At 70.1% G+C, this 24,845-nt stretch carries 22 protein-coding genes, 1 pseudogene and 1 riboswitch; of the genes and pseudogenes, 10 read left to right on the top strand and 13 right to left on the bottom strand.

What is annotated here, in order from left to right:
• Nucleotides 1–107 precede the first annotated feature (107 nt).
• The 5 genes from F0357_RS08155 to F0357_RS08135 form a co-directional block, all read right to left on the bottom strand.
• A complete protein-coding gene (locus F0357_RS08155) occupies nucleotides 108–1,106 on the bottom strand; it encodes a FecCD family ABC transporter permease (RefSeq protein WP_312861507.1) in 999 nt (332 codons plus the stop codon).
• A gap of 8 nt (nucleotides 1,107–1,114) precedes the next feature.
• Nucleotides 1,115–2,149, bottom strand: coding sequence for an ABC transporter substrate-binding protein (locus F0357_RS08150; RefSeq protein ID WP_153479872.1), 1,035 nt, complete (start codon nucleotides 2,147–2,149; stop codon nucleotides 1,115–1,117).
• Nucleotides 2,150–2,188: 39 nt separating this feature from the next.
• Nucleotides 2,189–2,986 (bottom strand): ABC transporter ATP-binding protein, encoded by a 798-nt coding sequence (locus tag F0357_RS08145; RefSeq protein WP_312861506.1) that lies wholly within the window; start codon nucleotides 2,984–2,986, stop codon nucleotides 2,189–2,191.
• 156 nt (nucleotides 2,987–3,142) lie between these two features.
• Nucleotides 3,143–3,352: riboswitch (cobalamin riboswitch) on the bottom strand.
• 399 nt (nucleotides 3,353–3,751) lie between these two features.
• Entirely contained in the window at nucleotides 3,752–4,639 is an 888-nt protein-coding gene (locus F0357_RS08140) for a sigma-70 family RNA polymerase sigma factor (RefSeq protein ID WP_153479871.1), read from the bottom strand.
• Nucleotides 4,640–4,643: 4 nt separating this feature from the next.
• Nucleotides 4,644–5,102, bottom strand: coding sequence for a carboxymuconolactone decarboxylase family protein (locus F0357_RS08135; RefSeq protein ID WP_153479870.1), 459 nt, complete (start codon nucleotides 5,100–5,102; stop codon nucleotides 4,644–4,646).
• A 211-nt stretch (nucleotides 5,103–5,313) separates the two neighbouring features.
• On the opposite strand from F0357_RS08135, the gene F0357_RS08130 reads away from it, so the two are divergent.
• Complete coding sequence (locus F0357_RS08130) at nucleotides 5,314–7,332, top strand: N,N-dimethylformamidase beta subunit family domain-containing protein (RefSeq protein ID WP_153479869.1); 2,019 nt, start codon at nucleotides 5,314–5,316, stop codon at nucleotides 7,330–7,332.
• Nucleotides 7,333–7,339: 7 nt separating this feature from the next.
• On the opposite strand, the gene F0357_RS08125 is transcribed toward F0357_RS08130, so the two are convergent.
• Entirely contained in the window at nucleotides 7,340–8,332 is a 993-nt protein-coding gene (locus F0357_RS08125) for a zinc-dependent alcohol dehydrogenase family protein (protein WP_153479868.1), read from the bottom strand.
• An 87-nt stretch (nucleotides 8,333–8,419) separates the two neighbouring features.
• Complete coding sequence (locus F0357_RS08120; protein ID WP_153479867.1) at nucleotides 8,420–9,112, bottom strand: CBS domain-containing protein; 693 nt, start codon at nucleotides 9,110–9,112, stop codon at nucleotides 8,420–8,422.
• 319 nt (nucleotides 9,113–9,431) lie between these two features.
• Here F0357_RS08120 and F0357_RS08115 point away from each other — a divergent pair, with 319 nt between their 5' ends.
• From F0357_RS08115 to F0357_RS08105, 3 genes are all read left to right on the top strand, one after another.
• Entirely contained in the window at nucleotides 9,432–11,810 is a 2,379-nt protein-coding gene (locus F0357_RS08115; RefSeq protein WP_153479866.1) for an oxidoreductase, read from the top strand.
• 26 nt (nucleotides 11,811–11,836) lie between these two features.
• Nucleotides 11,837–12,322: a RidA family protein gene (locus tag F0357_RS08110; protein WP_153479865.1), complete on the top strand. Its 486-nt coding sequence runs from the start codon at nucleotides 11,837–11,839 to the stop codon at nucleotides 12,320–12,322.
• Nucleotides 12,323–12,562: 240 nt separating this feature from the next.
• Entirely contained in the window at nucleotides 12,563–14,263 is a 1,701-nt protein-coding gene (locus tag F0357_RS08105; RefSeq protein ID WP_153479864.1) for a methyl-accepting chemotaxis protein, read from the top strand.
• A gap of 66 nt (nucleotides 14,264–14,329) precedes the next feature.
• On the opposite strand, the gene F0357_RS08100 is transcribed toward F0357_RS08105, so the two are convergent.
• The 6 genes and pseudogenes from F0357_RS08100 to F0357_RS08075 all read right to left on the bottom strand — a co-directional run bounded on the left by F0357_RS08100 (nucleotide 14,330) and on the right by F0357_RS08075 (nucleotide 20,219).
• Nucleotides 14,330–14,674, bottom strand: a complete 345-nt coding sequence (locus tag F0357_RS08100; RefSeq protein ID WP_153479863.1) for a DMT family transporter — start codon at nucleotides 14,672–14,674, stop codon at nucleotides 14,330–14,332.
• 93 nt (nucleotides 14,675–14,767) lie between these two features.
• Nucleotides 14,768–16,837, bottom strand: a complete 2,070-nt coding sequence (locus F0357_RS08095; protein ID WP_153479862.1) for a 3-hydroxyacyl-CoA dehydrogenase NAD-binding domain-containing protein — start codon at nucleotides 16,835–16,837, stop codon at nucleotides 14,768–14,770.
• 50 nt (nucleotides 16,838–16,887) lie between these two features.
• Nucleotides 16,888–18,057, bottom strand: coding sequence for an acyl-CoA dehydrogenase family protein (locus tag F0357_RS08090; RefSeq protein WP_153486470.1), 1,170 nt, complete (start codon nucleotides 18,055–18,057; stop codon nucleotides 16,888–16,890).
• 65 nt (nucleotides 18,058–18,122) lie between these two features.
• Entirely contained in the window at nucleotides 18,123–18,956 is an 834-nt protein-coding gene (locus tag F0357_RS08085; protein ID WP_376767793.1) for an enoyl-CoA hydratase family protein, read from the bottom strand.
• A gap of 238 nt (nucleotides 18,957–19,194) precedes the next feature.
• Nucleotides 19,195–19,479 (bottom strand): annotated as a pseudogene (locus F0357_RS25475) (winged helix DNA-binding protein); the annotation flags it as partial.
• Complete coding sequence (locus F0357_RS08075) at nucleotides 19,476–20,219, bottom strand: SDR family NAD(P)-dependent oxidoreductase (RefSeq protein WP_312861505.1); 744 nt, start codon at nucleotides 20,217–20,219, stop codon at nucleotides 19,476–19,478. The gene F0357_RS08075 and the pseudogene F0357_RS25475, both read right to left, overlap by 4 nt.
• A 242-nt stretch (nucleotides 20,220–20,461) precedes the next feature.
• On the opposite strand from F0357_RS08075, the gene F0357_RS08070 reads away from it, so the two are divergent.
• From F0357_RS08070 to F0357_RS08045, 6 genes are all read left to right on the top strand, one after another.
• Entirely contained in the window at nucleotides 20,462–20,920 is a 459-nt protein-coding gene (locus F0357_RS08070) for an acyl-CoA thioesterase (RefSeq protein WP_153479860.1), read from the top strand.
• Nucleotides 20,921–21,023: 103 nt separating this feature from the next.
• Nucleotides 21,024–21,584, top strand: coding sequence for an ATP-dependent protease subunit HslV (gene hslV / locus F0357_RS08065; protein WP_153479859.1), 561 nt, complete (start codon nucleotides 21,024–21,026; stop codon nucleotides 21,582–21,584).
• Between the two features lie 184 nt (nucleotides 21,585–21,768).
• Complete coding sequence (hslU, locus tag F0357_RS08060) at nucleotides 21,769–23,049, top strand: ATP-dependent protease ATPase subunit HslU (RefSeq protein ID WP_512700804.1); 1,281 nt, start codon at nucleotides 21,769–21,771, stop codon at nucleotides 23,047–23,049.
• A 95-nt stretch (nucleotides 23,050–23,144) separates the two neighbouring features.
• Nucleotides 23,145–23,393, top strand: coding sequence for a type II toxin-antitoxin system ParD family antitoxin (locus F0357_RS08055; protein ID WP_153479857.1), 249 nt, complete (start codon nucleotides 23,145–23,147; stop codon nucleotides 23,391–23,393).
• On the top strand, nucleotides 23,390–23,689 hold the full coding sequence (locus F0357_RS25470) for a type II toxin-antitoxin system RelE/ParE family toxin (RefSeq protein ID WP_376767792.1): 300 nt from the start codon (nucleotides 23,390–23,392) through the stop codon (nucleotides 23,687–23,689). The genes F0357_RS08055 and F0357_RS25470 overlap by 4 nt, the downstream gene beginning before the upstream one ends.
• Before the next feature lie 170 nt (nucleotides 23,690–23,859).
• Complete coding sequence (locus F0357_RS08045; protein ID WP_153479855.1) at nucleotides 23,860–24,843, top strand: DUF1402 family protein; 984 nt, start codon at nucleotides 23,860–23,862, stop codon at nucleotides 24,841–24,843.
• The last annotated feature ends 2 nt before the right edge of the window (nucleotides 24,844–24,845 follow it).

Below are 24,845 nucleotides of genomic sequence, written 5' to 3'. Positions count from 1 at the left end.
TTCTTAAAACGTGGGCCGCTTTTTGGGTCCGGATCGGAGCGAGGTCAAGGGCGGTGGCCGCGGGCTTGCCCGAAATCGGCCCAATTCACGCCCCTGTCAGCGCCGCATCAGCATGGCGAGCACGAACACGGCCCCGCCGAGGCGGTGACGATGCCCACGGGGAGCTCCTGGGGCGCGAGCAGGGTGCGGCTCGCGAGATCGCCGGCGAGGAGCGCGGCGGCGCCGACGAGGGCAGAGGTGATCACGAGCGCGCCGTGGCGCACGCCGGCGAGGGCGCGGGCGATGTGCGGCACCATCAGCCCGATGAAGCCGATCACGCCGGAGAGGGCGACCAGGGCGGCGGTCGAGAGCGCGGCGAGAGCGAAGACGACGAGGCGCAGCCGCCCGACATCGACGCCGAGAGAGCGGGCGGTGTCCTCGCCGGCGAGCATGGCGTCGAGCCGGTGGCGCAGGAGGAGGCCGGCGAGGATCGCGACGCCGGCACCGGCGGCCGCGAGCGGCAGGTTGTCCCAGCTCGCGAGCCCGAGCCCGCCGGCCGACCAGAACAGCACCGAATAGGCGGCGCGCTGGTCGCCGGCGAACACGAGATAGGTGGTGAGCGCGCCGAACAGGAAGGAGACGGCGAGGCCCGCGAGCACCAGCCGTTCCGGGCCGCGCCCTTCCTGGTTGGTGACGAGGGCGAGCACCGCCGCGGCGGCGACGAGGGCGCCGGCGAAGGCGGCGATCGGCAGCGTCCAAATGCCGAGCCGGTCGCCGAACACGGTGATGACCGAGGCCGCGCCCGCCGCCGCGCCCGAGGAGAGGCCGAACAGGAAGGGATCGGCGAGGTCGTTGCGGGTCGTCGTTTGCAGGAGGGCGCCGACGACGGCGAGGCCCGCGCCGACCGCGATCGCGAGGAGAACACGCGGAACCCTGAGATCGATCACGATGCGGGCGACCGGGGCCGCGACGCCGTCGGCGACGCCGGGCACGATGCGCCCGACGAGGGTGCGGGCGACGTCGCCCAAGGCGAGCGGGGTCGATCCCTCGGCGATCCCGGCGATCGCGAGTGCGGCGACCACGAGGACGCCGCCGAGCCAGAGGAGGGCGAGGGACCGGCCGTGCATCGCGAGGCCTATTGCGCCGCGGCCGGCGCCGCCGCCGCATCCGCCTTGAAGGCGTCCGGGTGCAGCGCGCGGGCGAGCTTCTCGACCGCCTCGATGTTGGCGGGCCCGGGCGTGAGCTGCTCGTAGCGCAGCGGGATGAAGCGCTTGTTCTTCACCGCGTCGGTCTCCTTCATGGCGGGGTGCGCCTCGAGGAAATCGAGCAGCTTCTTGTAGCCGCCGCCGTCCTGGTAATCGAGCAGGATGAGGAATTGCGGGTTGCGCACGGCGACGTCCTCCCACGAGGTGGTGCCCCAGCTCATCGGCAGGTCGCCGACGACGTTGCGCCCGCCGGCGGCGTCGATGATCGCCGAAGGCATCGCGAATTTGCCGGCGGTGAACGGCTTGTCCTCGCCGGAATCGTAGACGAACACGGTGGTGCGCGGCGCGTCCTTCACGGCCTTGGAGACGGTCGCGAGGCGGGCCTTCCAGCCGTCGACCAGGGCGTTGGCGTCGGCCTCCTTGCCGAAGATGCGGCCGAGCGCGAGCTCGTCGGTGTAGAGCAGGTCCATGCTCGCCGGCGGCCGGCTCTTGTCGACCTGGGCGCAGCTCTCGGTCAGCACGTAGGTCTTGATGCCTTTCGCCGCGAGCGTGTCCGGCGTCACCTCGCCGCCCGGCTTCATGCCGTAATACCAGCCGGCGAAGAAGAAATCGGGATCGGCGGCGACCAGCGTCTCGAGGCTCGGATATTTGGGTGAGAGCTCGAGGATGGCGCCGAGCTCCGCCTTGAAGGCGGGCGTCACCTTGTACCAGCCGGTGATGCCGGTGACGCCGATCATGTTCGGCTGGAGATGCAGCGCGAACGCCATCTCGCTCATGTTGATGTCGTTGATGACGGCGCGCTTCGGCGGCGCGTCGAAGGTCAGCGTGCGCCCGCAATTCTCGACGGTGACGGGAAAGGTCTGGGCCGCGGCCGGCAGGGCGGTGGCCAAGGCGACGGGCAAGGCGGCGGCGAACAGGAGGGTGGCGGCGGCGCGGCGGGCGCCGGACGAGGCGGACAGAATCATGGGTCTCTCTGAAGGGAGCGGGAGGGTCGGAACGGGAGATCAGGCGGCGGGGGTGTCGAAGACGAGAAGGGGGCGCCCGGTCGTCGGGTTGGTGACGGGGAAGCAATCCATGGCGAACACCGCGCGCACGATGCCGCGGCCGAGCGCCGTCGACGGCCGGTCGAGGGCGACGACGCGGCCGCCTTGCAGCACCGCGACGCGGTCGGCGAAGGGGCTGACCAGCGCGAGATCGTGGAGCACGGCGATCACGGTGAGGCCGAGATCGCGGACGAGATCGAGCAGGTCGGCGCGGGCGCGGGGGTCGAGATGATTGGTCGGCTCGTCGAGGACGAGCAGCGTCGGCTCCTGGGCGAGGGCGCGGGCGAGGCCGGCGCGCTGCCGCTCGCCGCCGGACAGGGTGCCGACCGCCCGGTGGGCGAGGGCGCCGAGGCCGACGGTCGCGAGCGCTCGGGCGACCGCCGCACGGTCGGCCTCGGCCGAGCCGCGGGCGCGGTGGGGCGTGCGGCCGAGATCGACATAATCGGTCAGGGTGAGGCGCGCATCGGGCTGGTCGTTCTGGCCGACGACGGCGATCCGGCGGGCGCGCTCGGCGAGGGGGATACGGGCGAGCTCGCGGCCGTCGAGACGGACGTGGCCGCGCGTCGGCGCGATCCGGCCGCAGAGCAGGCGCAGAAGCGTGGTCTTGCCCGCCCCGTTCGGGCCGACGATGGCGAGCCGCTCGCCGTGGCCGATCGTCAGATCGACGCCGTCGAGCAACGCCGTGCCGCCGACGGCGAACGAAACGCCGGCCGCATCGAGAAGCGGTTGTCGGGCCCCGAGGGGAACAGGGGAGATCACCGGCCGAACCTTCCGAAGCGCTGTCGGGGGGGCTGCGGCACGGTCACACGGGCGGCCTTCCCTTCGCCGGCGCACCCATCTCGGGCGTGCAGGGGAACGGGGCCGCGCGCGATCCCGCGGGCACCCCGCCCGAGGATGGCAAAGGACGCGCCCCTTTCGGGACGGCCGGCCACGGCAGGTCTCCTGGCTCGCGGGTCTTCACCGTCGTCCGGTCTTCCCAGCCTCGTGCGAGGCCAGTGACGAAAAAAGGACGACGACTCGCCGCCGACAGTTGCGGGGGCAGCTCCGGATTTGCCGTGCGGCGCACCGGATTCCCTCTTAGCTCCCGATCTTGCGGTTCGGGAGACCGTGGCTGAGACGAAACGTGTCATGGCCTTCGGGTGCCGTCAATCGGAAGCGCCGAGTCCGAAATAAGTTATGTTATAACATTACATATGTAAAGTACCGGCAGTGCGGGGGGAGGTGGTGGGGCCTCGCTGGAAAAATCTCGCGCGCGCCTACGTCTCCATCCGGCCCGGGAGGGCAGACTGTCGCCCATGGTTCCACGGCGCCGCCGTCTCCTTCTCCCCGTTGGGGAGAAGGTGCCCAGAAGGGGCGGATGAGGGGGACCTTTCTTTTTTATATCAGTTGCTTAAACGAAAGGAAGACAAGGGAAGAACCCCTCATCCGGCGCTCCGCGCCACCTTCTCCCCGCAGGCGGGGAGAAGGGTTCGGAGAGGTCGTGGCCCCATACGGAGAAGCGATCCGCACCTGGGCGTGGCCCCGTCAGCGGATGTGCCCGAGTTTGTCGGGGTTGCGGACGATATAGACCGCCGTGATGCCCGCGGGGCCGATCTCCAACGCGGTGGTCTGGGGCACGCCGTCCGCCTCGATCGTAACGAAGCCGGGCAGGCCGTTGATGGTGGCGGGGCGCACGGCGCTCGGGGGGCGGTTCTTGCGGGCGAGGCCGGCGAAGAAGCGGGCGATCTTGTCCCCGCCGAACACGCGGTTCAGGGCCGAGGAGCGCTTGCCGCCGCCGTCGGTGTGGAGCACCGCGTCCGCGGCGAGCATCGATTGCAGGGCGGCGAGATCGCCGCCGCGGCTCGCCGCGAGAAAGGCGTCGGCGATGCGCCGCCCCTCGCTCTCCGACACCGTGAAGCGCGGCCGCGCCGCCGCCACGTGATCGCGGGCGCGCACGGCGAGCTGCCGGCAGGCGGACGGGTCGCGGTCGAGGATGCGCGCGACCTCGTCGAAGCCGAGTTCGAAGACGTCGTGGAGCAGGAAGGCGGCGCGCTCGAGCGGGCTCAGCCGCTCGAGCGCGAGCATCAGCGCCACCCCGACATCGTGGGCGATGCCGGAGGGGCCGGCATCGATGAGGACGTCCTCGGCGAGCACCGGTTCGGGCAGCCACGGCCCGACATAGGTCTCGCGCCGGGTCCGCGCCGCCTTGAGTCTATCGAGGCAGAGCCGCGTGACGACGCGCTTGAGGAACGCGCCCGCGTCCTCGACCGCCTCGCGGTCGGTCCCGTGCCAGCGCAGATAGGCGTCCTGGACGATGTCCTCCGCCTCGGCGCGGGAACCCAGCATGCGGTAGGCGAGCCCGACGAGGCGGCGGCGCAGCGGCTCGAAGCGCGCGGCGGCGTCCGAGGCGGCGGGCGGCACGGGACCGGTCATGGCGTCAGGCCGCCGCCGGCCGGGCGACCGGGTGGACGAGGCGGAAGCCGACCCCGAACCGGTTCCAGGCGTTGATGGTGGCGACGAGGAACGTCAGGTTCACGATCTCGACCTCGGTGAAGTGCGCCTTCAGGCCCTCGTAATCCTCGTCCGGAGCGCCGGTCTGCGGCAGCAGGGTCAGGGCTTCCGTCCAGGCGAGGGCGGCGCGTTCGCGCTCACTATAGAGCGGCGATTCCCGCCACGCCGAGAGGAGATAGAGCCGCTCCTCGGTCTCGCCGGCGGCGCGGGCGTCGCGGGTGTGCATGTGGACGCAGAAGGCGCACCCGTTGATCTGCGAGGCACGCGTCTTGACGAGCTCGATGAGGCTCTTCTCGAGCCCGCAGCCCGCGATATGGGCCTCGAGGGCGAACATCGGCTTCATCGCTTCGGGCGCGACGAGATGGGCGTTGAGACGGGGGTACATGGCGGCTCTCCTTCATGGCCGGTTGACTGCGTCGCGATGGCGACACGGACAAGACGAGGCGGGGGGCGGCGCTGTGACATGCGCGGCGAAAAATTTCGGAGACGGAAGGAGGGGCGGACAGCCGGGCGCGTCCGTGCGATGAACGCCGGCGCCGTCCGCCGCCTTGTCCTCGGCGGTGGCGGACGGGATGGCGTCACGCTTCGGAGGTCCGATGAAGAAGCCGGTCGATCACCGCGATCTCGCCGTCGCGGGCTATGTCGCGCCGTGGAGCGTGCGGCCCGGAGCGAGCGCCTCCGTTCATCTCTCCGGCGAAGGTCCCGCCGTGCGGGTCCGCGTCGTGTCGCTCATCGAGGATGAAGCGGTGCCCGGCTTCGCGCTCGATCCGCCGCTGCCGGATCTCATGCCCGCGACGCTGACGATCGGCTCCTGGCTGGAGGCGACGTTCTCGGCACCGATCGCGGCGGCCGATCCATGGCTCCATGTCGAGTTCCGCCTCGAAGCGCCGCCGGCGGGCCGGACGCTGATCGGATGCCCGGATCGCGCGCTGAAGTTCGACGCCGACGGCCGGCTCGGTCTCGCGGGGGAGTCCGGCGACCTTCTCGCGGCGGCGGGCGCGCCCGTTCTCGGCGCCTGGCATACCGCGGGCCTCGCGCTGGGGCAGATGGTCGCCGCGCGCCTCGACGGGCGCCCGCTGGAGAACGCCGTCGACGCCCCGGCATCGCCGGCCGCCAACCCCGTGATGGCCTTCCGCATCGGCGCCCCTTTCGATCCCGCCGTGCGGTCGCTCGACGTTCGGATCGGCCGCGTCGTGCTCCGCGACGGGGCCGACGGCCCGATCCTCCACGCCTGGCGTCCCGAGCCGGTCGGCCAGCCGTCGGCCCTCGCCGATCGCCTCGGAACCGGCCCGGCGCTCGCCGTCCACAACGCCCCGACCTTCGCGGTGCCCTCGCCGCGCTGGGACGGCTCGAGCGATGCGGCGATGGCACCCGATCAGTTCGACGCCGTCCACCTCCACGCCGACGATCTCGCAGACGCCGATTGGCCCGTCGGCGCGTCCGTCTCCGTTCCCGCCGATGCGCCGAGCGGCGTCTACGCGGTCGAGATCGAGACGGCGGTGGCGCGCGAGCGCATCCCCTTCTTCGTCGTGCCGGCGGCGCCGCGGGCGCCGATCGCGATCCTGATCCCGACCTTCACCTACCTCGCTTATGCCGACGAGGCGCTGCCGCCGGAGGTCTTTCCGTGGGTTGCGGACGATCGCGGCCATCGCTTCGCCCGGGCGAACGGCCTCGTCAGCCTTTACGACGTCCATTCGGACGGCAGCGGCGTCAGCCTCGCCTCGGTGCGGCGGCCGCTCGCGACGCTGCGGGACGATTATGTCTATCCGCTCTGCGGCTGCGGCCACCTCCTCCCCGTCGATCTCAGGCTGCTGCGCTTCTGCCGGGCGCAGGGCATCGCCTTCGACGTGCTGACCGACCACGACCTCGATGCCGGCGGGCCGGAGCGCCTCGCCGGCTATCGCGGGCTCGTCACCGGCAGCCATCCGGAATATTGGACCGCCGCGATGCTCGACGCAGTCGCGGCGTTCCGCGCGCAGGGCGGCAGTCTCGCTTATCTCGGCGGCAACGGCTTCTATTGGGTGACGGCGCGCCAGGGTGACCTGATCGAGGTGCGCCGCGGCACCGCCGGCATTCGCACCTGGAGCGACCGGCCGGGCGAGAGCCGGCTCGCGCTCACCGGCGCGGTGGGCGGCCTGTGGCGCGCGAACGGCCGGCCGGAGCATCGCCTCCTCGGCATCGGCATGGCGGCGATGGGGTTCTCCGCCGCGCAGCCCTACCGGCGTCTGCCCGGTTCGCGCGATCATAAGGCCGCCTGGGTGTTCGACGGCGTCGCGGACGAGGTTTTCGGCACAGAGGGCACCGTGCTCGGCGGTGCCGCGGGCTACGAGCTCGACCGCGTCAGCCCGGACTGGGGCAGCCCCACGGAGACGATCGTGCTCGCCCGCGCCGACGGCTTCGACGAAGGCTACGAGGCCGATCCGACCCATCGCCCGGTGCCCGGGGACGATGTGGCGGTCGCCGCCGACATGGTGCTGGTGCCGGGCGCGGACGGCAGCTTCGTCTTCTCGGTCGGATCGGTGGCGTGGATCGGCGCGCTGCCCGATGCGGGGGGCGACAACGCCGTCGGCCGCATCACCGCGAACGTGCTGCGACGGATGGCGGGACCGGCCTGAAGCGCGCTCAGGCGGCGTCGGGCACCAAGACCGCCGCGCCCTGGAAGCGGCCGGCGCGCAGATCGTCGAGGGCGAGGTTGGCGGCGGCGAGCGGATAGAGGTGGGTGCGCGTCTCGATGCGGGCGAGGGGCGCGAGGGCGAGGAATTCGGTGGCGTCCGCCCGGGTCAGGTTGGCGACCGAGACGATCTGCCGTTCCTCCCAGAGCAGGCTGTAGGGAAAGGACGGGATGTCGCTCATGTGGATGCCGCCGCACACCACGCGACCGCCCTTGCGGACGGCGGCGAGCGCGGTCGGCACCAGGGCGCCCACAGGGGCGAATAGGATCGCCGCGTCGAGCTCTACCGGCGGCTTCTCGTCCGAGCCGCCGGCCCATTGGGCGCCGAGCGCCATCGCCATGTCTTGGGCGGGCTTGTCGCCCGGACGGGCGAAGGCGTAGACCTCGCGGCCCTGCCAGCGGCAGACCTGGGCGAGGATGTGGGCGGCGGCGCCGAAGCCGTAGAGCCCGAGGCGGGCGGCGGGCCCGGCCGCCTTCAGCGAGCGCCAGCCGATCAGCCCTGCGCACATCAGCGGTGCAGCGGCGATGGGATCGGCGAAGCCGTCCATCGGGAAGGCGAAGGCCGCATCGGCGACGACCTCGGTCGCAAAGCCGCCGTCGCGGGTGTAGCCGGTGAAGAGGGGACGGTCGCAGAGGTTCTCCGCCCCCGACGCGCAATAGGGGCAGGTGCCGCAGGTATGGCCCAGCCAGGGCACGCCGACGCGGCGGCCGAGGAGCGCGCGGTCGGCGCCCGGGCCGACATCGAGGACGCGGCCGACGATCTCGTGCCCCGGCACGATGGGGACGGGGACGTTCGGCAGATCGCCGTCGACGACGTGGAGGTCGGTCCGGCACACCGCGCAGGCTTCGACCCGGATCCGCAATTCACCGGGGCCGGCGACGAGATCGCGCCGGTCCTCACCGACGAGCGGCGTGCCGACCTTGCGCAGGACCATCGCATGCATGGCGCGAGCCTCATCGTCTGTCCGGGACACGGCGCGGTGGGCCCGCGCCGTGCCGTCGTCGCCGTCGGTCTAGGAGCGAAATCCGCCTCAGGGGGCGAGCACGGTGCCCGAGATCGGCTCCATCCAGACGAGATCGTCCACCACCTTCTTCACGCCCGGCGCGTTCTCGGCGAGCACGATCGCCGCCCGCCGCTCCCGGTCGTCGAAGATGGTGCCGGTGAGATGGACCTCGCCGGCTTTGACCTGCACGTCGATCAGGCCGCCCCACGGACGGGTGGCGAGGCTCTTTTCGATCGCCGCCTTGAGGGCGTTGTCGTCGGGCGTCGGCTGCGGCGTCGTGATCAGCCGGTCGAGCTCCGCGAGCAGGTCGGCCCGCGACAGGATGCCGATTACCCGGCCGCCTTCGACGACCGGCAGCCGCTTGATGCGGTGCTGCTGCATCAGCTTGACCGCCTCGGCGATCGGGGCGCCCGGCGGGATGGTCTGGACGTCCGTCGTCATCACGTCGGAGACACGGCGGCCGTAGGCGCGGACATATTCGGAGGCGAGCTGACCGGAGCCCTTGAGAAGCTGCGTCCACCAACTGGCGTTGCTCTCGGTGCCGAATTCGCCGCGCAGGATGAGATCGCCCTCGCTGACGATGCCGACGAGGGCGCCGGATTCGTCGATCACCGGCAGGCCGCTGATCCGCCGCGACAGCATGGTCCGGATCGCTTCGCCGATGGAGGCGCTCGGCAGGATCCCGAGCACCGGCGTCGTCATGAGTGTCTCGACCCGCATGGTTCTTCCTCCTCGGTCGGATGTCTCGGCGCGGATGATGCGGGATCGCTCTCGCACCGGCCGGACCGGGCGGCCGGTGCACCGCGAGGACCGCGGCGTCGTCGGGGCCTGCCCGGATTGATCCGGAGCCTAGCGCGGAGCGGGAACGGGACATTGCGGTGAATCAACACCTTTGCGCGAGGACCGCGGGGTGGCCGCAGCGAGAGGGCGCCGGCGCCGGCGGGGGCGCACACGGCGCTCTGATATACTTTACATATAAAATATTTAGAGCTAAAATTTTAACATCGAGACAGCCACTGCGCGAGAGGGAGCCGGAGCGATGCGGATCACGGTTGTGGGCGGCGGTCCCGGTGGACTTTACTTCGCCCTCCTCGCCAAGAAGGCGCGGCCCGATTGGCTCATCGAGGTGTTCGAGCAGAACCGCGCCGACGACACGTTCGGCTTCGGCGTGGTGTTCTCCGACGACACCCTCGACGAATTCCTGTCCCGCGATCCCGCCTCCTACGAGGAGATCCGCGACCACTTCGCCTACTGGGACGACGTCGCGATCCACTACAAGGGCGAGGAAATCCGCTGCGCCGGCAACGGCTTCTGCGGCACGTCGCGGATCAAGCTTCTGGAGATACTGCAGACGCGCTGCCGGCAGGTGGGCGTCGAGCTCACCTTCGGCGAGCGCATCGACCCGGCGGAACTGTCGACCCGCTTCGCCGGCTCCGACATCATCGTCGCCGCCGACGGCATCAACTCGCCGATCCGCGAACATTTCCGCGACGCCTTCCGCCCCTCCGTCGCGCTCAAGGCGAACCGCTTCTGCTGGATGGGCTCGACCCGTCCGATGAGCGAGTTCAATTATTTCTTCCGCGAGACGCCTCACGGCGTGATCTGCGCCCACACCTACCAATACGAGGCCGACCGCTCGACCTGGGTGTTCGAGATGGACGAGGCCTGCTGGCAGGGCCACGGCTTCACCGAGTTCGACGAGGAAGGGTCGCGCGCCAAGCTCGAGGCGATCTTCGCGGACGAGCTCGAAGGCCATCCGCTCCTCCTCAACCGCTCCTTCTGGCGCCGCTTCCCGCGCATCTTCTGCGAACGCTGGTCCCACGAGAACATCGTGATCCTGGGTGACGGCAAGGCCTCCGCCCACTTCTCGATCGGCTCGGGCACCAAGCTCGCGATGGAATGCGCGATCGCCCTCGCCGATTCCGTGGTCGCCCATGCCGAGACCGACATCGGCGCCGCCTTCGCCGCCTACGACAAGGCGCGCCGCACGCCCTGCCAGATCATCCAGCACAATGCCGACGTGTCGCTCGCCTGGTTCGAGCACATGAACCGCTCGTTCGACATGGACCCGATGCAGTTCGCCATGGTGGTGATGTGCCGGGCGAAGTCGATCACCTACGACAACCTCATCGTCCGCGACCCCAAATTCGTCGAGGCGGCCGACACCGAATTCTACGAGCGGCTCTATCGCGAGACCGGCGACGATTATCGCCGGACGCGGCCGACGCCGATGTTCACCCGCTTCCGCCTGCGCGGCATGGAATTGGCGAACCGGGTGGTGATGGCGCCGATGGCGCAATATTCGGCGGACGCCGACGGCAATCTCACCGACTGGCATCTGGTCCACTATGGCTCGCACGCGCTCGGCGGCGCCGGCCTGATGTTCGTCGAGATGACCTGCCCCGCCCCGGATGCCCGCATCACCCCGGGCTGCCCGGGCCTGTGGACCGACGCTCACGAGGCGCAGTGGACGCGCATCGTCGATTTCGTCCATGCCAATTCGACGGCGAAGATCGCGATGCAGCTCGGCCATGCCGGCCGCAAGGGCTCGACCCAGGTCGGCTGGGAAAAGGCCGATCATCCGCTGCCGGCGCCCGAGCACAATTGGCCGCTGGTCTCGGCCTCGCCGCTGCCGTGGATCGAGGGGGTGAGCGCGGCACCGGCCGAGCTCGATCGCGCCGGGATGGACCGCATCAAGGCCGAGTTCGTCGCCGCGGCGGAGCGCGCCGCCCGCGCCGGCTTCGACATGCTCGAGCTGCACTGCGCCCACGGCTACCTGCTCGCCTCCTTCCTGTCGCCGCTGACCAACCGGCGCGACGACGACTACGGCGGCCCGATCGAGAACCGGCTGCGCTTCCCCCTCGAGGTGTTCTCGGCGGTGCGGGCGGTGTGGCCCGAGGCACGGCCGATGTCGGTGCGCATTTCGGCCTGCGACTGGAAGGAAGGCGGCGTCTCGGAGGCCGACGTGTTCGCGATCAGCGAGGCCTTCCGCGACGCCGGCTGCGACCTCATCGACGTCTCCTCCGGCCAGACCGTGTCCGACCAGAAGCCGGTCTATGGCCGCATGTTCCAGGTCCAGTTCGCCGAAGCGATCCGCAACGTGCCGAAGCTTGCGACGATGGCGGTCGGCGCCATCACCGAGCCGGGCCAGGTCAACACCATCCTGCACACCCGCCGCGCCGACCTCGTCGCGCTCGCCCGGCCGCACCTGTGGAATCCGATGTTCGCCCACCAGGCCGAAGCGTGGTACGGGGCGCGGGGGCAGGACTGGCCGAAGCAATATTGGCCGGGCCGCGATCAGGCGTTCCGCGAATCGGCCCGCTTGGCCGAGAAGACGCGGGAATTGCAGATCAAGGCCCGCCCGCGCCGCCACGCCCGCGGCGACGAGCCCGCGCCGCGCGCCACCGCGGCCGAATGAACGCGAAGCGAGAGGAACGCACCGAGATGGAGCTGAGCAAGAGCGACACGCCGCAGACGGCCGGCGCGGCCCTGAACGGCCACCGCGACACGGCCCCCGGCGTCGCCGCGGGCAGCCCCCATCAAGTTCTCCAGCCGCCCGGCTGGCCGCGGCCGAAGGGCTATTCGAACGGCATCGCCGCCGAGGGGCGGTTCGTGGTCACCGGCGGCGTCGTCGGATGGGACGAAGCCGGCCGGTTTCCGCCCGCCTTCGTCGATCAGGCCCGTCAGGCCTTCGAGAACATCCGGGCGATTCTCGCGGAAGCGGGCGCCGGGCCTGAGCACCTCGTCCGCCTCACCTGGTACGTCACCGACATCGACGAATATCTCGCCGATCCGCGCGGCCTCGGGGCCGCCTATCGCGACGTCTTCGGCCGCATTTTCCCGGCGATGGCCGCGGTCCAGGTGGTCCGGCTGGTCGAGCCCGCGGCCAAGATCGAGATCGAAGCGACGGCGGTGCTGCCGCTCGAGTGAGCGCCGTGCTTCGCGATTCCAGATCCTATCCAGACGGTTGAAACGGCCGACCTCGCGCCGTTGTGTTGCGTTGCGGCGCCATTCCGCGTGGCCACGCGCTCGTCCTCCGGGAAACGCTCCGCGGCAAGCTTTACGCAAGTTTCACACAAGCTTCCGCGCAAAGGGTCCGCCCATGTCCGGGCCGGTTGGTGCAGGGGGAATCTCCCCCTGCGCGGCCGGCACGTTGTGGAGACGGAGACCATGTCCTTCAAGAATGCTTCCATTATCTGGAAGGTGGCGAGCCTGCTGATCCTGCTCGGCCTCGTCAGCGCCGCCGGCGCCATCTACGCCGCGAACAACATGCTGGCGCTCGACGGAATGTATTCGCGCATTATCGACGGGCCTTCGAAGGCATCGGTCCAGCTTTCCCGTGCCGGGCGATTCACATCCGACATGGCGGGCGCGATCTACAGCAACATCGCGGCCTTCTCCGACGATGACAAGAAGGATGCCGTGGCAGCCCAGGCGAACGCCGTGAAGGGCTTCGATACGAACATGGATGACGCTGCGAGCGCCGTGCCGGCTTATGGCAAGGGTATCCTGGCACTCAAGGCCGACTTCCATAAGGCACTCGACGATACCTGCGCCGAAGTCGTCCGGATCGCCAATCAGCCGCCGACGATGGTCAGCAACGCCAAGGCCTCGCGGCTGATGATGAAGCAGTGCGAGCCGGCGATCCGCGGGGTCATCCAGAAGATGATCGTGCTCAACGATCTGATCCGCGGCGACGCCGAGCGCGACAGCGCAGCCGGGAGCGCTCAGGCCCGGGTGACCATCGCCTTCACCCTCGGCGGCATCCTCGGCGCGACGCTCATCATCACGATTATCGCCGTCTTCCTCGTCCGCGCGTTCGTTGTGAAGCCGATCCGCAGCATGATCGGCGTGATGGGCGCGATGGGCGACGGCGATCTCAGCCGCGAGGTCACCGGCACCCAGCGCCGCGACGAAGTCGGTGCGATCGCCAAGGCGCTCGCCGTTCTGCGCAACCAGCTCGGCGAAGCCGAAGCCGCGCGCCGCGAGAGGGCGGAGCGCGCCGCCGACGAGCGGGTGATGATGGAGCGCCGCGAATCGCTCGCGAAGACGTTCGTCGCGCAGGTGCAGGATCTCGCGGCGCGCTTCACCGGGGCCTCCAACGAGGTGGCCGTGGCCGCACGCAACCTGTCCGCCACCGCGGAGGAGACCGCGTTCCAAGCCCAGGCCGTCGCCTCTGCCGCCGAGGAGGCGGCGACCAACGTGCAGACGGTCGCCGCCTCGGCGGAAGAGCTCGCGGTCTCGATCCGCGAGATCACCAGCCAGGTCACTCAATCGGCCGACGTCGCAGATGTGGCGTTCAAGGAGGTCGAGGCCTCCAACGCGCGGATCGAGGAGCTCTCGTCGGCGGCGACCGCGATCGGCGACGTCATCAACCTGATCAAGGGCATCGCGGACCAGACCAACCTGCTCGCGCTCAACGCCACCATCGAGGCGGCGCGCGCCGGCGAGGCGGGCCGTGGCTTCGCCGTCGTCGCCTCGGAGGTCAAGGAACTCGCGGCCCAGACCGCCAAGGCGACGAGCGAAATCTCGACCAAGGTCGGCGAGATTCAGCAGACCACCCAGGGCACCGTCACTTCGATGGGCGAGATCGTCCGCGTCGTCTCGAACATCAAGAGTACGTCGACCACGATCGCGAGCGCCGTCGAAGAGCAGGGCTCGGCGACGGGCGAGATCGCCCACAATTGCCAGCAGGCGGCCGACGGCACCAACCGCGTCACCGAGAACATCGGCGGCGTCGGCCGGGCGGCGGATGCGACCGGGTCGGCCGCGGCGCAGCTCCTGTCGCTGTCGCAGGATCTCTCTGGCCAGGCGGCGGACCTCAGCCGCGTCGTCGAGACGTTCGTCGAGGAGCTGAAGGCGGCCGCGTAGGCCGCGCCGGACGGTCCGATATCGAAACTGCGAAGGCGCCGCGATCCCCCGCGGCGCCTTTTTCGTTCAGTGGGTGAGCGAGCGGGAAAAGGCGTTCACGATGACGACGCCGAGGATGATGGTGCCGATCCCGATGATCGCCGGCCAATCGAGGCTCTGGCGGAACACCACGACACCGATCAGGGCGGTGAGCACGATGCCGACGCCGCCCCAGATCGCATAGGCGATGCCGAGGGGCAGCGTGCGCAGCGCGAGCGTCAGGCAATAGAACGAGGCTGCGTAGAGGCAGGCCATCGCCGCCGTCGGGCCGGCCCGGGTGAACTGCTCGGATTTTTGCAGGAAGGTCGTACCCGCCACCTCGCAGACGATCGCGACGGCGAGGAAGGCATAGGCGGTGACGAGATTCTTCATGGATCGCCCGGGGTTCGAAAGGCGGAAGATGGCCCCGCCAGTCTAAGCCCACGGTCGATCGATGTCCCGCCTCGGTTTGCGCGGCGGCGGCGGTCAGCCGGCGAAGCCGCCGCCCTCCGCCGCGCGGGCGGTGAGCAGCGCCGCCGGCTGCCAGAGGAATTCATCTTCGGTCGCGAGGGCATCGATCTCGGCGGCAATCGCGGCGAGCCCTTCGTCGTCCGCTGCGAACATCGGCCCGCCGAGCCAGCGTGGAAAACCGTAGCCGGCGATCATGACGACGTCGATGTCGCTCGCCCGCAGGGCGATGCCCTCTTCGAGGATCTTGGCGCCTTCGTTGACCATGGCGAGGAGAGCGCGCCGGGCGATCGTCTCGGGCGTGAACGTCCGCGCCGCGATGCCCTTCGCGGCCCGCTCCTCGGCGAGGATGTCGTCGAGGGAGGCGTCGCGCACCGCCTTGCCGCTTTCGTAGAGATAGAAGCCGCGGCCGGACTTGCGGCCGAGACGGCCGGCTTCGAACAGGCGGTCGGCGAGGCTGACATAGCGCTCGCGCGGGTCGCGGATGGCGTCGCGGCGACGGCGCATCGCATAGCCGATGTCGAGCCCGGCGAGGTCCTGCACCTCGAACGGCCCCATCGGATAGCCGTAGGCCTTGAGGGCCGCGTCGATGTCGGCGGGGTGCGCCCCGTCCTCGGCGATCGCCTCGCAGACCCGGCGATAGGCGGAAAAGATGCGGTTGCCGATGAAGCCGTCGCAGACGCCGGCCCGCACCGCGATCTTGCCCAAACGCTTCGCGAGGGCGAACCCCGTCGCGACCGCAGCCGGCGCGGCGCCCGCCGGCACCACGATCTCGAGGAGCTTCATCACGTGGGCGGGCGAGAAGAAGTGGAGCCCGATGACGTCTGCGGGCCGTGTCGTCGCGGCCGCGATGGCGCCGACGTCGAGATAGGACGTGTTGGTGGCGAGGACGGCACCCGGCTTCACGGTGCGGTCGAGCGCGGCGAAGATCTCGCGCTTCACCGCGAGGTCTTCGAACGCGGCCTCGATGACGAGGTCGACCGCGCCGAGGGCGGCATATTCGGCCGCCGCGGTGAAGCGCTCGGCGAGAAGACGGTCGCGCGCCTCGGCGCTGAGCTTGCCGCGGCTGACGCTCTCGGCGAGCAGGCCCGCCACGCGGTCGCGGGCGGCGTTCGCTGCCGCCTCGTCGCGCTCGGCGAGCACGACGGGAAGCCCGGCGAGAAGGGCCGCGACGGCGATGCCCGCGCCCATGGTGCCGCCGCCGACGACCCCGAGATGGTCTAGCGGGTGCGGCTCGGCTCGGCCGAGTTCCGGGATCTTGGCCGCCGTCCGCTCCGCAAAGAAGACGTGACGCAGCGCCCGGGCCTGAGGGCTCGCGCGCAGGGCCGCGAAGGTGTCGGCCTCGAAGGCGGCGCCCGCGGCGAACGGCCCATGAGCCGCCTCGATCGCCTCGATCGCCTTCAACGGCGCGATCTGGCCGGGGAAGCGGCGGGCGACGGACGCGCGCGCGGCCGCGAACACGGTGGGATCGATCGGCGGCAGCGCGATGTCCGAAGCGCGGGGCAGCGGGTCTTCCAGCCGTGCGGCGAGATAATCGATCGCGAAGCGCAGGAGATCGCCGTCTGCGACGGCATCGACGAGCCCAAGCGTGAGGGCTTCGGCCGCGGCCACCCGGCGGCCGGTCGGGATCAGATCGAGCGCGGCGGCATCGCCCGCGAGGCGCGGCAGGCGCTGGGTGCCGCCGGCACCGGGAACGAGGCCGAGCGTCGTCTCCGGCAGGCCGACCACGCCCTTGGCGTCGATCACCCGATAATGGCAGCCGAGGGCGAGCTCGAAGCCGCCGCCGAGCGTGGTGCCGTGCAGGGCCGCGATCACCGGCATGGTCGAGGCCTCGATGCGGTTCACCACCTCGCGCAACAGAGGAGCCTGCGGCGGCCGGTCGAACTCCGAGATGTCGGCCCCGGCGACGAAGGTCTTGCCGGCGCAAGCGATCACGATGCCGGCGATGTCCGGATCGTGCTCGGCGGCGACGACGGCGTCGAGGAGACCCGCCCGCACCGCATGGGAGCTCGCGTTGATCGGCGGATTGTCGATGACGATCACCGCGATCGATCCGTGGTGCTCAGTGCGGACGACGGGGGCGCTCATCTCGGGCCTCTCTGGCGGGATGCGGTCTGTTCGGCTCGGGTGCAGATCGATCAGGTCGTGGCGGCGAGAAGCTGGCGGGCGATGACGACCTTCTGGACGTCGCTCGCGCCCTCGTAGATGCGCAGCGCCCGCACCTCTCGATAGAGCGTCTCGACCTTCGAGCCGGCCTTCACGCCGAGCCCGCCGTGGAGCTGCACGGCATGATCGACGACGCGCTGGGCCGCCTCGGTCGCGACCAGCTTGGCGAGCGAGGCCTCGCGGGTCACGCGGGCCGCGCCCTGGTCCTTGGTCCACGCAGCCCGGTAGACGGCGAGGGCGGCGAGATCGACGTCGACCGCCATGTCGGCGAGGGTGCCCTGGACCATCTGGAGATCGGCGAGGACGCCGCCGAACATCTTGCGGGTGGAAACGCGCGCGAGGGTTGCGTCGAGCGCCGCGCGGGCGAAGCCGAGGGCCGCGGCCCCGACGGTCGAGCGGAACACGTCGAGGGTCGCCATCGCCACCTTGAAGCCTTCGCCTGGACCGCCGATGCGGTTTTCGAGTGGCACCCGGCAGTTCTCGAAGGCGAGGCGGGCGAGCGGATGGGGCGCGATCGTCTCGATCCGCTCGGCGATCGTGAGGCCCGGCGTGTCGGCGGGGACGAGGAAGGCCGAGAGGCCGCGGGCGCCGGGCGCCTCGCCGGTGCGGCAGAACACGACGTAGAAATCGGCGATGCCGCCGTTCGAGATCCAGGTCTTCTCGCCGTCGAGCCGCACGAAGCCGTCGCCGTCGGGCGTCGCGGTGCAGGCGAGCGCCGCGACGTCGGAACCCGCCTCCGGTTCCGAGAGGGCGAAGGCGGCGATCGCCTCGCCGCGGGCGACGGCCGGCAGAACCTGCGCCTTCTGGTCCTCGCGGCCGAACAGCGAGATCGGCCCGGAGCCCAAGCCCTGCATGGCGAAGGCGAAATCGGCGAGGCCGTCGGCCGCGGCGAGCGTTTCGCGGGCGACGCAGAGCGAGCGCACGTCGAGCCGCTCGTGGGCGCCGCCATAGGGCGCCGGCACCGAGAGCCGGAGGAGACCGGCTGCGCCCAGCGCGCGGACGAGGCGGCGGCAAGTGCCGTCGACGTCGTGGTGATCGACGAGGCCCGGGACCTCCGCGGCCGCGAAGGTCGCGACCTCGTCGCGAAGGGCGCGGTGTTCGGCCTCGAAGAACGGCCAGGCGAGAAAGCTCGTATCGGGCATGGGGATGTCCCCGTGGCGTTTCCGGGTGGGGGCCGCCGTGCGGTCGGCGGCGTCTCGTTGGGGGCTCAATCGCCCTGGAAGACCGGCTTCTCCTTCGCCGCGAAGGCGTGATAGGCGCGGGCGAAATCCTCGGTCTTCATGCACAAAGCCTGGGCGATGGCTTCGGCCTCGATGGCGTCGTCGACGCCCATCGCCCATTCCATCTGCAACATCTTCTTCGTCATGCCGTTGGCGAAGGTCGGGCCGTCGGCGATGCGCCGGGCCGTCGTCCGCGCCTCGTCGAGGAGGGCTTGCGGTTCGGCGAGGCGGTTGAAGAAGCCCCAGCGCTCGCCCTCGGCGCCCGACATGGCGCGGCCGGTGAAGAGAAGCTCCGAGGCCCGGCCCTGGCCGACGATGCGGGGCAGCAGGGCGCAGGCGCCCATGTCGCAGCCGGCGAGACCGACCCGGTTGAACAGGAAGGCGACCTTGGCGCCCTCTGTGCCGATGCGCAGATCCGAGGCCATGGCGAGGATCGCGCCGGCGCCGGCGCAGACGCCGTCCACCGCGGCGACGATCGGCTGCGGGCAGGCCCGCATCGCCTTGACGAGATCGCCGGTCATCTCGGTGAAGCGCAGGAGATCCTTGGCGCCCATCGCGATCAAGGGGCCGATGATCTCGAACACGTCGCCGCCGGACGAGAAGTTGCCGCCGGCCCCCGACACGACGAACGCCTTGACGTCCTCGTCGGTGCGGGCGGCCCGGAAGATCGCGACGAGCTCGGCATAGGATTCGAAGGTGAGCGGGTTCTTCCGCTCCGGCCGGTTGAGGACGATCGAGGCGATGCCGTCCTGGACCGAGAAGAGCACGTGCTCGGCCGCATAGGCGGCGAGCGGGCCGGCGACGACGCGGGCGGCGATCACGGCTCGACCCCGGGCGAATGGCGGTCTGAACGGAGGCCTTGAGCTTGGCGAGGAGGACCATCAGCGTCTCGATCTCGTCGTGGGCGAGCCCTTCGAACAGCCGGCCGATCCAGTCGCCGTGCTGCTCGGCCATCGTGGCGAACACCGTCCGCCCCTCCGGCGTCATCCGGATGATCTGGACCCGGCGGTCGGTGGGCGAGGGGGTGCGGGTGATGTGGCCGCTCTCGAGTAGCCGCTCGACGAGGGCGGTGACGTTGCCGGCCGAGACCATCAGCCGCTTCGAGACCTCGCCGAGGACGAGCCCGTCCTCGGCCTTGTCGAGCTGGGCGAGCAGGTCGAAGCGGGGCAGCGTGAAGTCGAACTCCTCGCGCAGCCGCCGGCGCACCTCGCCTTCGATCAGGTTGGAGCAGGTCAGCAGCCTGAGCCACAGCCGCAACTCGGCGCGGTGATCGTGCGGCGCCTCGGCGACCTTGGTCTCGGCGTCGATCCAGTCTGGGAACAGCGGCTCGGCGGCCTCGGTCATAATTCTCCTCCCGCCACGACGATCGCCTGCCCGGTCACCGCCGCCGCGCCGTCGCCCGCGAGCCAAAGCACCGCGTCGGCGACCTCCTCGGGCGCGATCAGGCGGCCCATCGGGTTCGAGGCGGTGAAATGGGCGCGCGCGTCGTCTTCGCTGCGGCCGGTCTTGGCGACGATGGTGCGCACCCCCTCGGCGACCAAATCGGTGTCGGTGTAGCCCGGGCAGACGGCGTTCACGGTCACGCCCGTCTTGGCGAGTTCGAGGGCGACGGCGCGGGTGAGGCCGACGAGGGCATGCTTCGCCGCCACGTAGGCGCTCACATAGCCGAAGCCCTTGAGGCCGGCGGTCGAGGCGATGTTGACGATGCGGCCGCGCTTCGCCGCGATCATCGCCGGCAGGCAGGCCTGGCTCGCCGCCACCGCGCTCTCGACGTTGAGGGAATAGAGGCGGCGGAAGGTGTCGAGATCGGTCTTGGCGAAGGGCGCGGTGTGGGCGCCGCCGGCATTGTTGACGAGGAGATCGAAGGGGCCGGTGTCGGCGATCGCGGCGGCAAGCGCCGCGCTGTCGGTCACGTCCACGGCGCGGCCCGCGCTCGCGGCGCGGTCGGCGACCGCGCGGTCGACCGCCGCGCCGTCGCGGGCGAGGATCACGACCTCGTAGCCGGCCCCGATCAATGCCGCCGCGATGGCCCGGCCGATCCCACGGCTGCCGCCCGTCACCAACGCCCGTCGTCCGCCGCGCACGTGTCCTCGTCCCGATTTGTCGAGGGACCGGCCGATCAGCCGTCCCGGATGCTCGTCGCACTATCGGGAGCAGGCGGGATTATTTCAAGTTCAAAATAATTTTCGAACGTGTCCGGAGATAGCCGCGGCGTCGCGCGCCCGAGCGATACCGCGCGACGCGGCCCCCTTCGCCCGCCGGGCCGGCCGTGCTATGGCTCGGCCGCGCCGATGGGGCGCGGAAGCTCTCGGGGGTCCGGGAAGACATGTCGCGCATCGAACGCATCCGCGTCGAGGATCTCGCGCCCGGGGTCTGGCGCACCCGGGTGATGATCCGCTTCGGCCAGTGCGACCCGGCCGGCATCGTCTATACGCCGAACTATTTCGACATCTTCAACAGCGTGATCGAGGACTGGTACCCGGCCGCCCTCGGGCTCGATTATCATGCCCTGATCCGCGATCGCCGACTGGGCGTCGGCTATGCCCACGCCTCGGCGGATTTCCTCATCCCCGGCTTCATGGGGGAGCATCTCGACGTCGCCGTCGTCGTCGCCAATATCGGGCGGGCGTCGTTCGGGCTGACGCTGCACGCCATGAAGGGGGAGGAGGAGGCGGTGCGCGGCCGCTTCGTCGTCGTCACCACCTCCCTCGACGCCCACAAGGCGGTTCCGATCCCCGCCGACCTCAAGGCCGCGCTCGAGGCCTATCAGGAGCGCTGCCGCTGAGGCACCGCGGCGGCCGGGTTGTGCCCGCCGCCCCTCCGCCTACATAAGCCTCGACCACGTCCGGGCCCCGTTTTTCGAGTTCAGACTTCCTGTGACATCGACCATGCATCAATCTTCCGCTCGCATCGAGCAATGGCACGGCACGACCATCGTCACCGTCCGCAAGGGTGGCGAGGTGGTCATCGCCGGCGACGGCCAGGTGAGCCTCGGCCAAACCGTCATCAAGTCGAGCGCCCGCAAGGTCCGCCCGATCGGCAAGGGCGCCGTGATCGCGGGCTTCGCCGGGGCGACCGCCGATGCCTTCACCCTGCTCGAGCGCCTCGAAACGAAGCTCGAGAAGTACCCCGAGCAACTCACCCGCGCCTGCGTCGAGCTCGCCAAGGACTGGCGCACCGACCGCTATCTGCGCCAGCTCGAGGCGATGATGATCGTCGCCGACCGCACCACGACGCTCGTCCTCACCGGCACCGGTGACGTGCTGGAGCCCGAGGGCGGCGTGATGGGCATCGGCTCCGGCGGCCAATATGCGCTCGCCGCCGCCCGCGCTTTGATCGACCAGGACCTCGATGCCGAGACGATCGCCCGGCGCGCGATGGCGATCGCCGCCGACATCTGCGTCTACACGAACGGCAACGTCACCGTCGAAAAGCTCGCGGCCGCCTGACGGCGGCCGGCGTCTTCCACCCGTTCACCCGGGCCGCGCCGCCACAGGCGGGCGGCTCGCTGCCGGGACGGCCCGCGCCGCGCCATCGGGGCGGCGGGGCGCGCGGCGGCACCGGGCAGCCAAAGGGCCGCCGGACGAGGCGGCCGAGACAAGGGGCTCCGATGACCGATTTCTCCCCCGCGAGATCGTTTCCGAACTCGACCGCTACATCGTCGGCCAGCACGCGGCGAAGCGGGCCGTCGCCATCGCGCTGCGCAACCGCTGGCGCCGCCAGCAGCTCGACGAGACGATGCGCGAAGAGGTGCTGCCGAAGAACATCCTGATGATCGGCCCGACCGGCGTCGGCAAGACGGAGATCTCCCGCCGGCTCGCCAAGCTCGCCGGGGCGCCGTTCCTCAAGGTCGAGGCGACCAAGTTCACCGAGGTCGGCTATGTCGGCCGCGACGTCGAGCAGATCGTGCGCGACCTCGTCGAGATCGGCATCACGCTGGTGCGCGAGAAGAAGCGCAAGGGCGTCGAGGCGAAGGCCCATCTCCAGGCCGAGGAGCGCGTGCTCGACGCTCTCGTCGGCCGCGCCGCGAGCCCGGCCACCCGCGACAGCTTCCGCAAGAAGCTGCGCGACGGCGAACTCGACGACAAGGAGATCGAGATCGAGGTCGCCGCCCAGAGCGGGATGCCGTATTTCGAGATCCCCGGCATGCCGGGCGCGAGCCTCGGCGTCATGAATCTCGGCGACATGCTCGGCAAGACCTTCGGCGGCCAGCGCAAGCCGCGGCGCGTGACGGTCAAGGAAGCCTATCAGCCGCTGATCGCCGAGGAGAGCGACAAGCTGCTCGACCAGGACGCGCTCGTGCAGGAGGCGATCCATCTCGTCGAGAACGAGGGCATCGTCTTCCTCGACGAGATCGACAAGATCTGCGCCCGCGAGGGCCGCATGAGCGGCGACGTCTCCCGCGAGGGCGTCCAGCGCGACCTCCTGCCCCTCATCGAAGGCACCACGGTCGCGACCAAGCACGGCTCGGTGAAGACGGACCACATCCTCTTCATCGCCTCGGGCGCCTTCCATGTGGCGAGCCCGGCCGATCTCCTGCCCGAACTCCAGGGCCGGCTGCCGATCCGCGTCGAGCTGAAGCCGCTCGACAAGGCGGACTTCAAGCGCATCCTGACGGAGACCGAGGCGAGCCTCATCAAGCAGTCGATCGCCATGCTCGGCACCGAGCAGGTGACGCTGTCGTTCACCGACGACGCCATCGACGCGATCGCCGAGATCGCGGTGGAGATCAACGCGACGGTCGAGAACATCGGCGCCCGGCGGCTGCAGACGGTGATGGAGCGGGTGCTCGACGACATCTCCTTCACTGCGCCGGACCGTGGCGGCGACGTGATCGCGATCGACGGCGCCTTCGTGCGCACCAACATCGGCGACCTCGCCAAGAACACCGACCTGAGCCGGTTCATCCTGTGACGGGCTCGGGCTTCGTTCGTTCCTGCCGGCCGGGCCGCATTCTTTGACAAAGACGAGGCGGTGCCTGATTCTGAGCGGGACGAGGGAGATTGGCGATGGACATCTCGCTGACGCCGAAGCTCGAGGAAATGATCCGGGAGAAGGTCGCCTCCGGGTTCTACGATGATGCGAGCGACGTCGTGCGGGAGGCCCTTCGCCTCCTGGCGGCACGCGACGAGTCTCTGGCGCAGGCGCGGCTCTCGCTCCTCGAAGCGATCGAGGTCGGCGAAGCGGATCTTACCGCCGGCCGCTTCTCGGTCATTGAGCCCGAGGACGACATTCGCGCCTTTTTCGATCGGCTGTGAGGCGGCTCCTCCTCTCGGCGGCGGCGCGGAGGGATTTGCGCTCCATCGTCGTCTACACGCGGGAAGTCTGGGGCACGTCCCAAGCCGAGCGATATCGGCGGATGCTCGAAGACGCCTTCGAACGCCTGCGGTCCGACGAACACCCCGGTTGCTCCCGGCCCGATCTCGGGGCAGGGCGGTCGAGCCTGCGGGCAGGACGCCATGTCGTTGTCTTCCGGATTGACGGTGGAGTGGTGAGAATTGTCCGCGTGCTGCATGTCAGCATGGTCCCGCGCCGCCACCTCGGCGGCGATTGAAATGCAACGCCACATCCCCGCCACGTCTCTCCCTAAAACGAAGCTGCTCCCACAATCGTGGCCGCCCCGCTTGGGTGCGTGATTGCTTTTCGCGGCGGGGGCGTCCAAATGGGGCCGCCCGGCACCTCGGGCGCCACCGGTTCCCGCGCTTTTTGAGGGTCGTTCCGCCGATGCGCCGTCCGTCGATCCAGCTTCGCCTCGCCCGTGTCGTCGCGGGCCTCGCGGCCCTCGTGATCGCTCCGCTCGTCGCGCTCGCAGACCCGGTCGTCGTGCCCCCCGGCAACCGCTCGGCCACCCAGCCGCCGATCAGCGGCTACTCGGTCGCACGCACCAAGGAGACCGGCGGCTCGTTCGAGGGCAAGTACCGGCAGGTCTACGCCATGCTCGCCCGCGACCACGCCCTGATCGACAAGATCAAGACGATCTCGGCGATCTACGGCATCGACCCGATCCACGTGATCGGCGCGCTCGTCGGCGAGCACACCTACAACGTGGACGCCATCGACACCGCCCAAGGCTACTACATGAAGGCCATGGAATATCTCGGTACGCCGATCGTGTTCCGGGCGAAGGGCGTCACCATCGCGGAGTTCGTGGCGAAGCCGCAATTCGCCCGCTGCGCCAGCGAGACCAACGATTACGACCTTTGGGATTGCCGGGAAGAAGTGTGGAACACGACCTTCCGCGGCAAGACCGTGGACGGCATCGACTGGCCCAACGACCGGTTCGGCCGCGTCTTCTTCCAGCCGCTCTTTGCTGGCCAGACCTTCGGCCTCGGCCAGTTGAGCCCGCTCGCGGCGCTCTCCGTCGCCGACATCGTCCATGAGAAGGGCGGCCAGACCCTGATCTCGATGGACAACGGACCGCAGCTCTATCACGAGATCATGGACCCGGATTCCTCGCTCCATTATGTGGCGGCGGTGATCCGACTGTCGATCGACGCCTACCGCCAGATCGCAGGCTTCGACATTTCCGAAAATCCGGGCATCACCGCGACGCTCTATAATCTCGGCGACGTTCGCGACCGCGCCCGCGCCCTCAAGGCCGCCAATGCCGGCCGGTCCGGTGCCGACCTCATCTATCCGCAAGAGAATTATTACGGCTGGCTGATCAACGAGAAGCTGCCGGACTTGCAGAAGCTGCTCGGGCGATAAGG

It is taken from the genome of Segnochrobactrum spirostomi (assembly GCF_009600605.1).
GTDB classification, from domain to species: Bacteria; Pseudomonadota; Alphaproteobacteria; order Rhizobiales; family Segnochrobactraceae; genus Segnochrobactrum; species Segnochrobactrum spirostomi.
Note: the sequence above shows the minus strand (reverse complement) of the source record. Positions and strands in the feature narration are given on the sequence as shown.

What these genes read in the sequence shown, in the direction of transcription:
- F0357_RS08155 (WP_312861507.1), bottom strand. Translation starts at nt 1,106, where the DNA reads ATGCACGGCCGGTCCCTCGCCCTCCTCTGGCTCGGCGGCGTCCTCGTG.
- F0357_RS08150 (WP_153479872.1), bottom strand. Translation starts at nt 2,149, where the DNA reads ATGATTCTGTCCGCCTCGTCCGGCGCCCGCCGCGCCGCCGCCACCCTC.
- F0357_RS08140 (WP_153479871.1), bottom strand. Translation starts at nt 4,639, where the DNA reads ATGACCGGTCCCGTGCCGCCCGCCGCCTCGGACGCCGCCGCGCGCTTC.
- F0357_RS08135 (WP_153479870.1), bottom strand. Translation starts at nt 5,102, where the DNA reads ATGTACCCCCGTCTCAACGCCCATCTCGTCGCGCCCGAAGCGATGAAG.
- F0357_RS08130 (WP_153479869.1), top strand. Translation starts at nt 5,314, where the DNA reads ATGAAGAAGCCGGTCGATCACCGCGATCTCGCCGTCGCGGGCTATGTC.
- F0357_RS08125 (WP_153479868.1), bottom strand. Translation starts at nt 8,332, where the DNA reads ATGCATGCGATGGTCCTGCGCAAGGTCGGCACGCCGCTCGTCGGTGAG.
- F0357_RS08120 (WP_153479867.1), bottom strand. Translation starts at nt 9,112, where the DNA reads ATGCGGGTCGAGACACTCATGACGACGCCGGTGCTCGGGATCCTGCCG.
- F0357_RS08115 (WP_153479866.1), top strand. Translation starts at nt 9,432, where the DNA reads ATGCGGATCACGGTTGTGGGCGGCGGTCCCGGTGGACTTTACTTCGCC.
- F0357_RS08110 (WP_153479865.1), top strand. Translation starts at nt 11,837, where the DNA reads ATGGAGCTGAGCAAGAGCGACACGCCGCAGACGGCCGGCGCGGCCCTG.
- F0357_RS08105 (WP_153479864.1), top strand. Translation starts at nt 12,563, where the DNA reads ATGTCCTTCAAGAATGCTTCCATTATCTGGAAGGTGGCGAGCCTGCTG.
- F0357_RS08100 (WP_153479863.1), bottom strand. Translation starts at nt 14,674, where the DNA reads ATGAAGAATCTCGTCACCGCCTATGCCTTCCTCGCCGTCGCGATCGTC.
- F0357_RS08095 (WP_153479862.1), bottom strand. Translation starts at nt 16,837, where the DNA reads ATGAGCGCCCCCGTCGTCCGCACTGAGCACCACGGATCGATCGCGGTG.
- F0357_RS08090 (WP_153486470.1), bottom strand. Translation starts at nt 18,057, where the DNA reads ATGCCCGATACGAGCTTTCTCGCCTGGCCGTTCTTCGAGGCCGAACAC.
- F0357_RS08070 (WP_153479860.1), top strand. Translation starts at nt 20,462, where the DNA reads ATGTCGCGCATCGAACGCATCCGCGTCGAGGATCTCGCGCCCGGGGTC.
- hslV (WP_153479859.1), top strand. Translation starts at nt 21,024, where the DNA reads ATGCATCAATCTTCCGCTCGCATCGAGCAATGGCACGGCACGACCATC.
- F0357_RS08055 (WP_153479857.1), top strand. Translation starts at nt 23,145, where the DNA reads ATGGACATCTCGCTGACGCCGAAGCTCGAGGAAATGATCCGGGAGAAG.
- F0357_RS08045 (WP_153479855.1), top strand. Translation starts at nt 23,860, where the DNA reads ATGCGCCGTCCGTCGATCCAGCTTCGCCTCGCCCGTGTCGTCGCGGGC.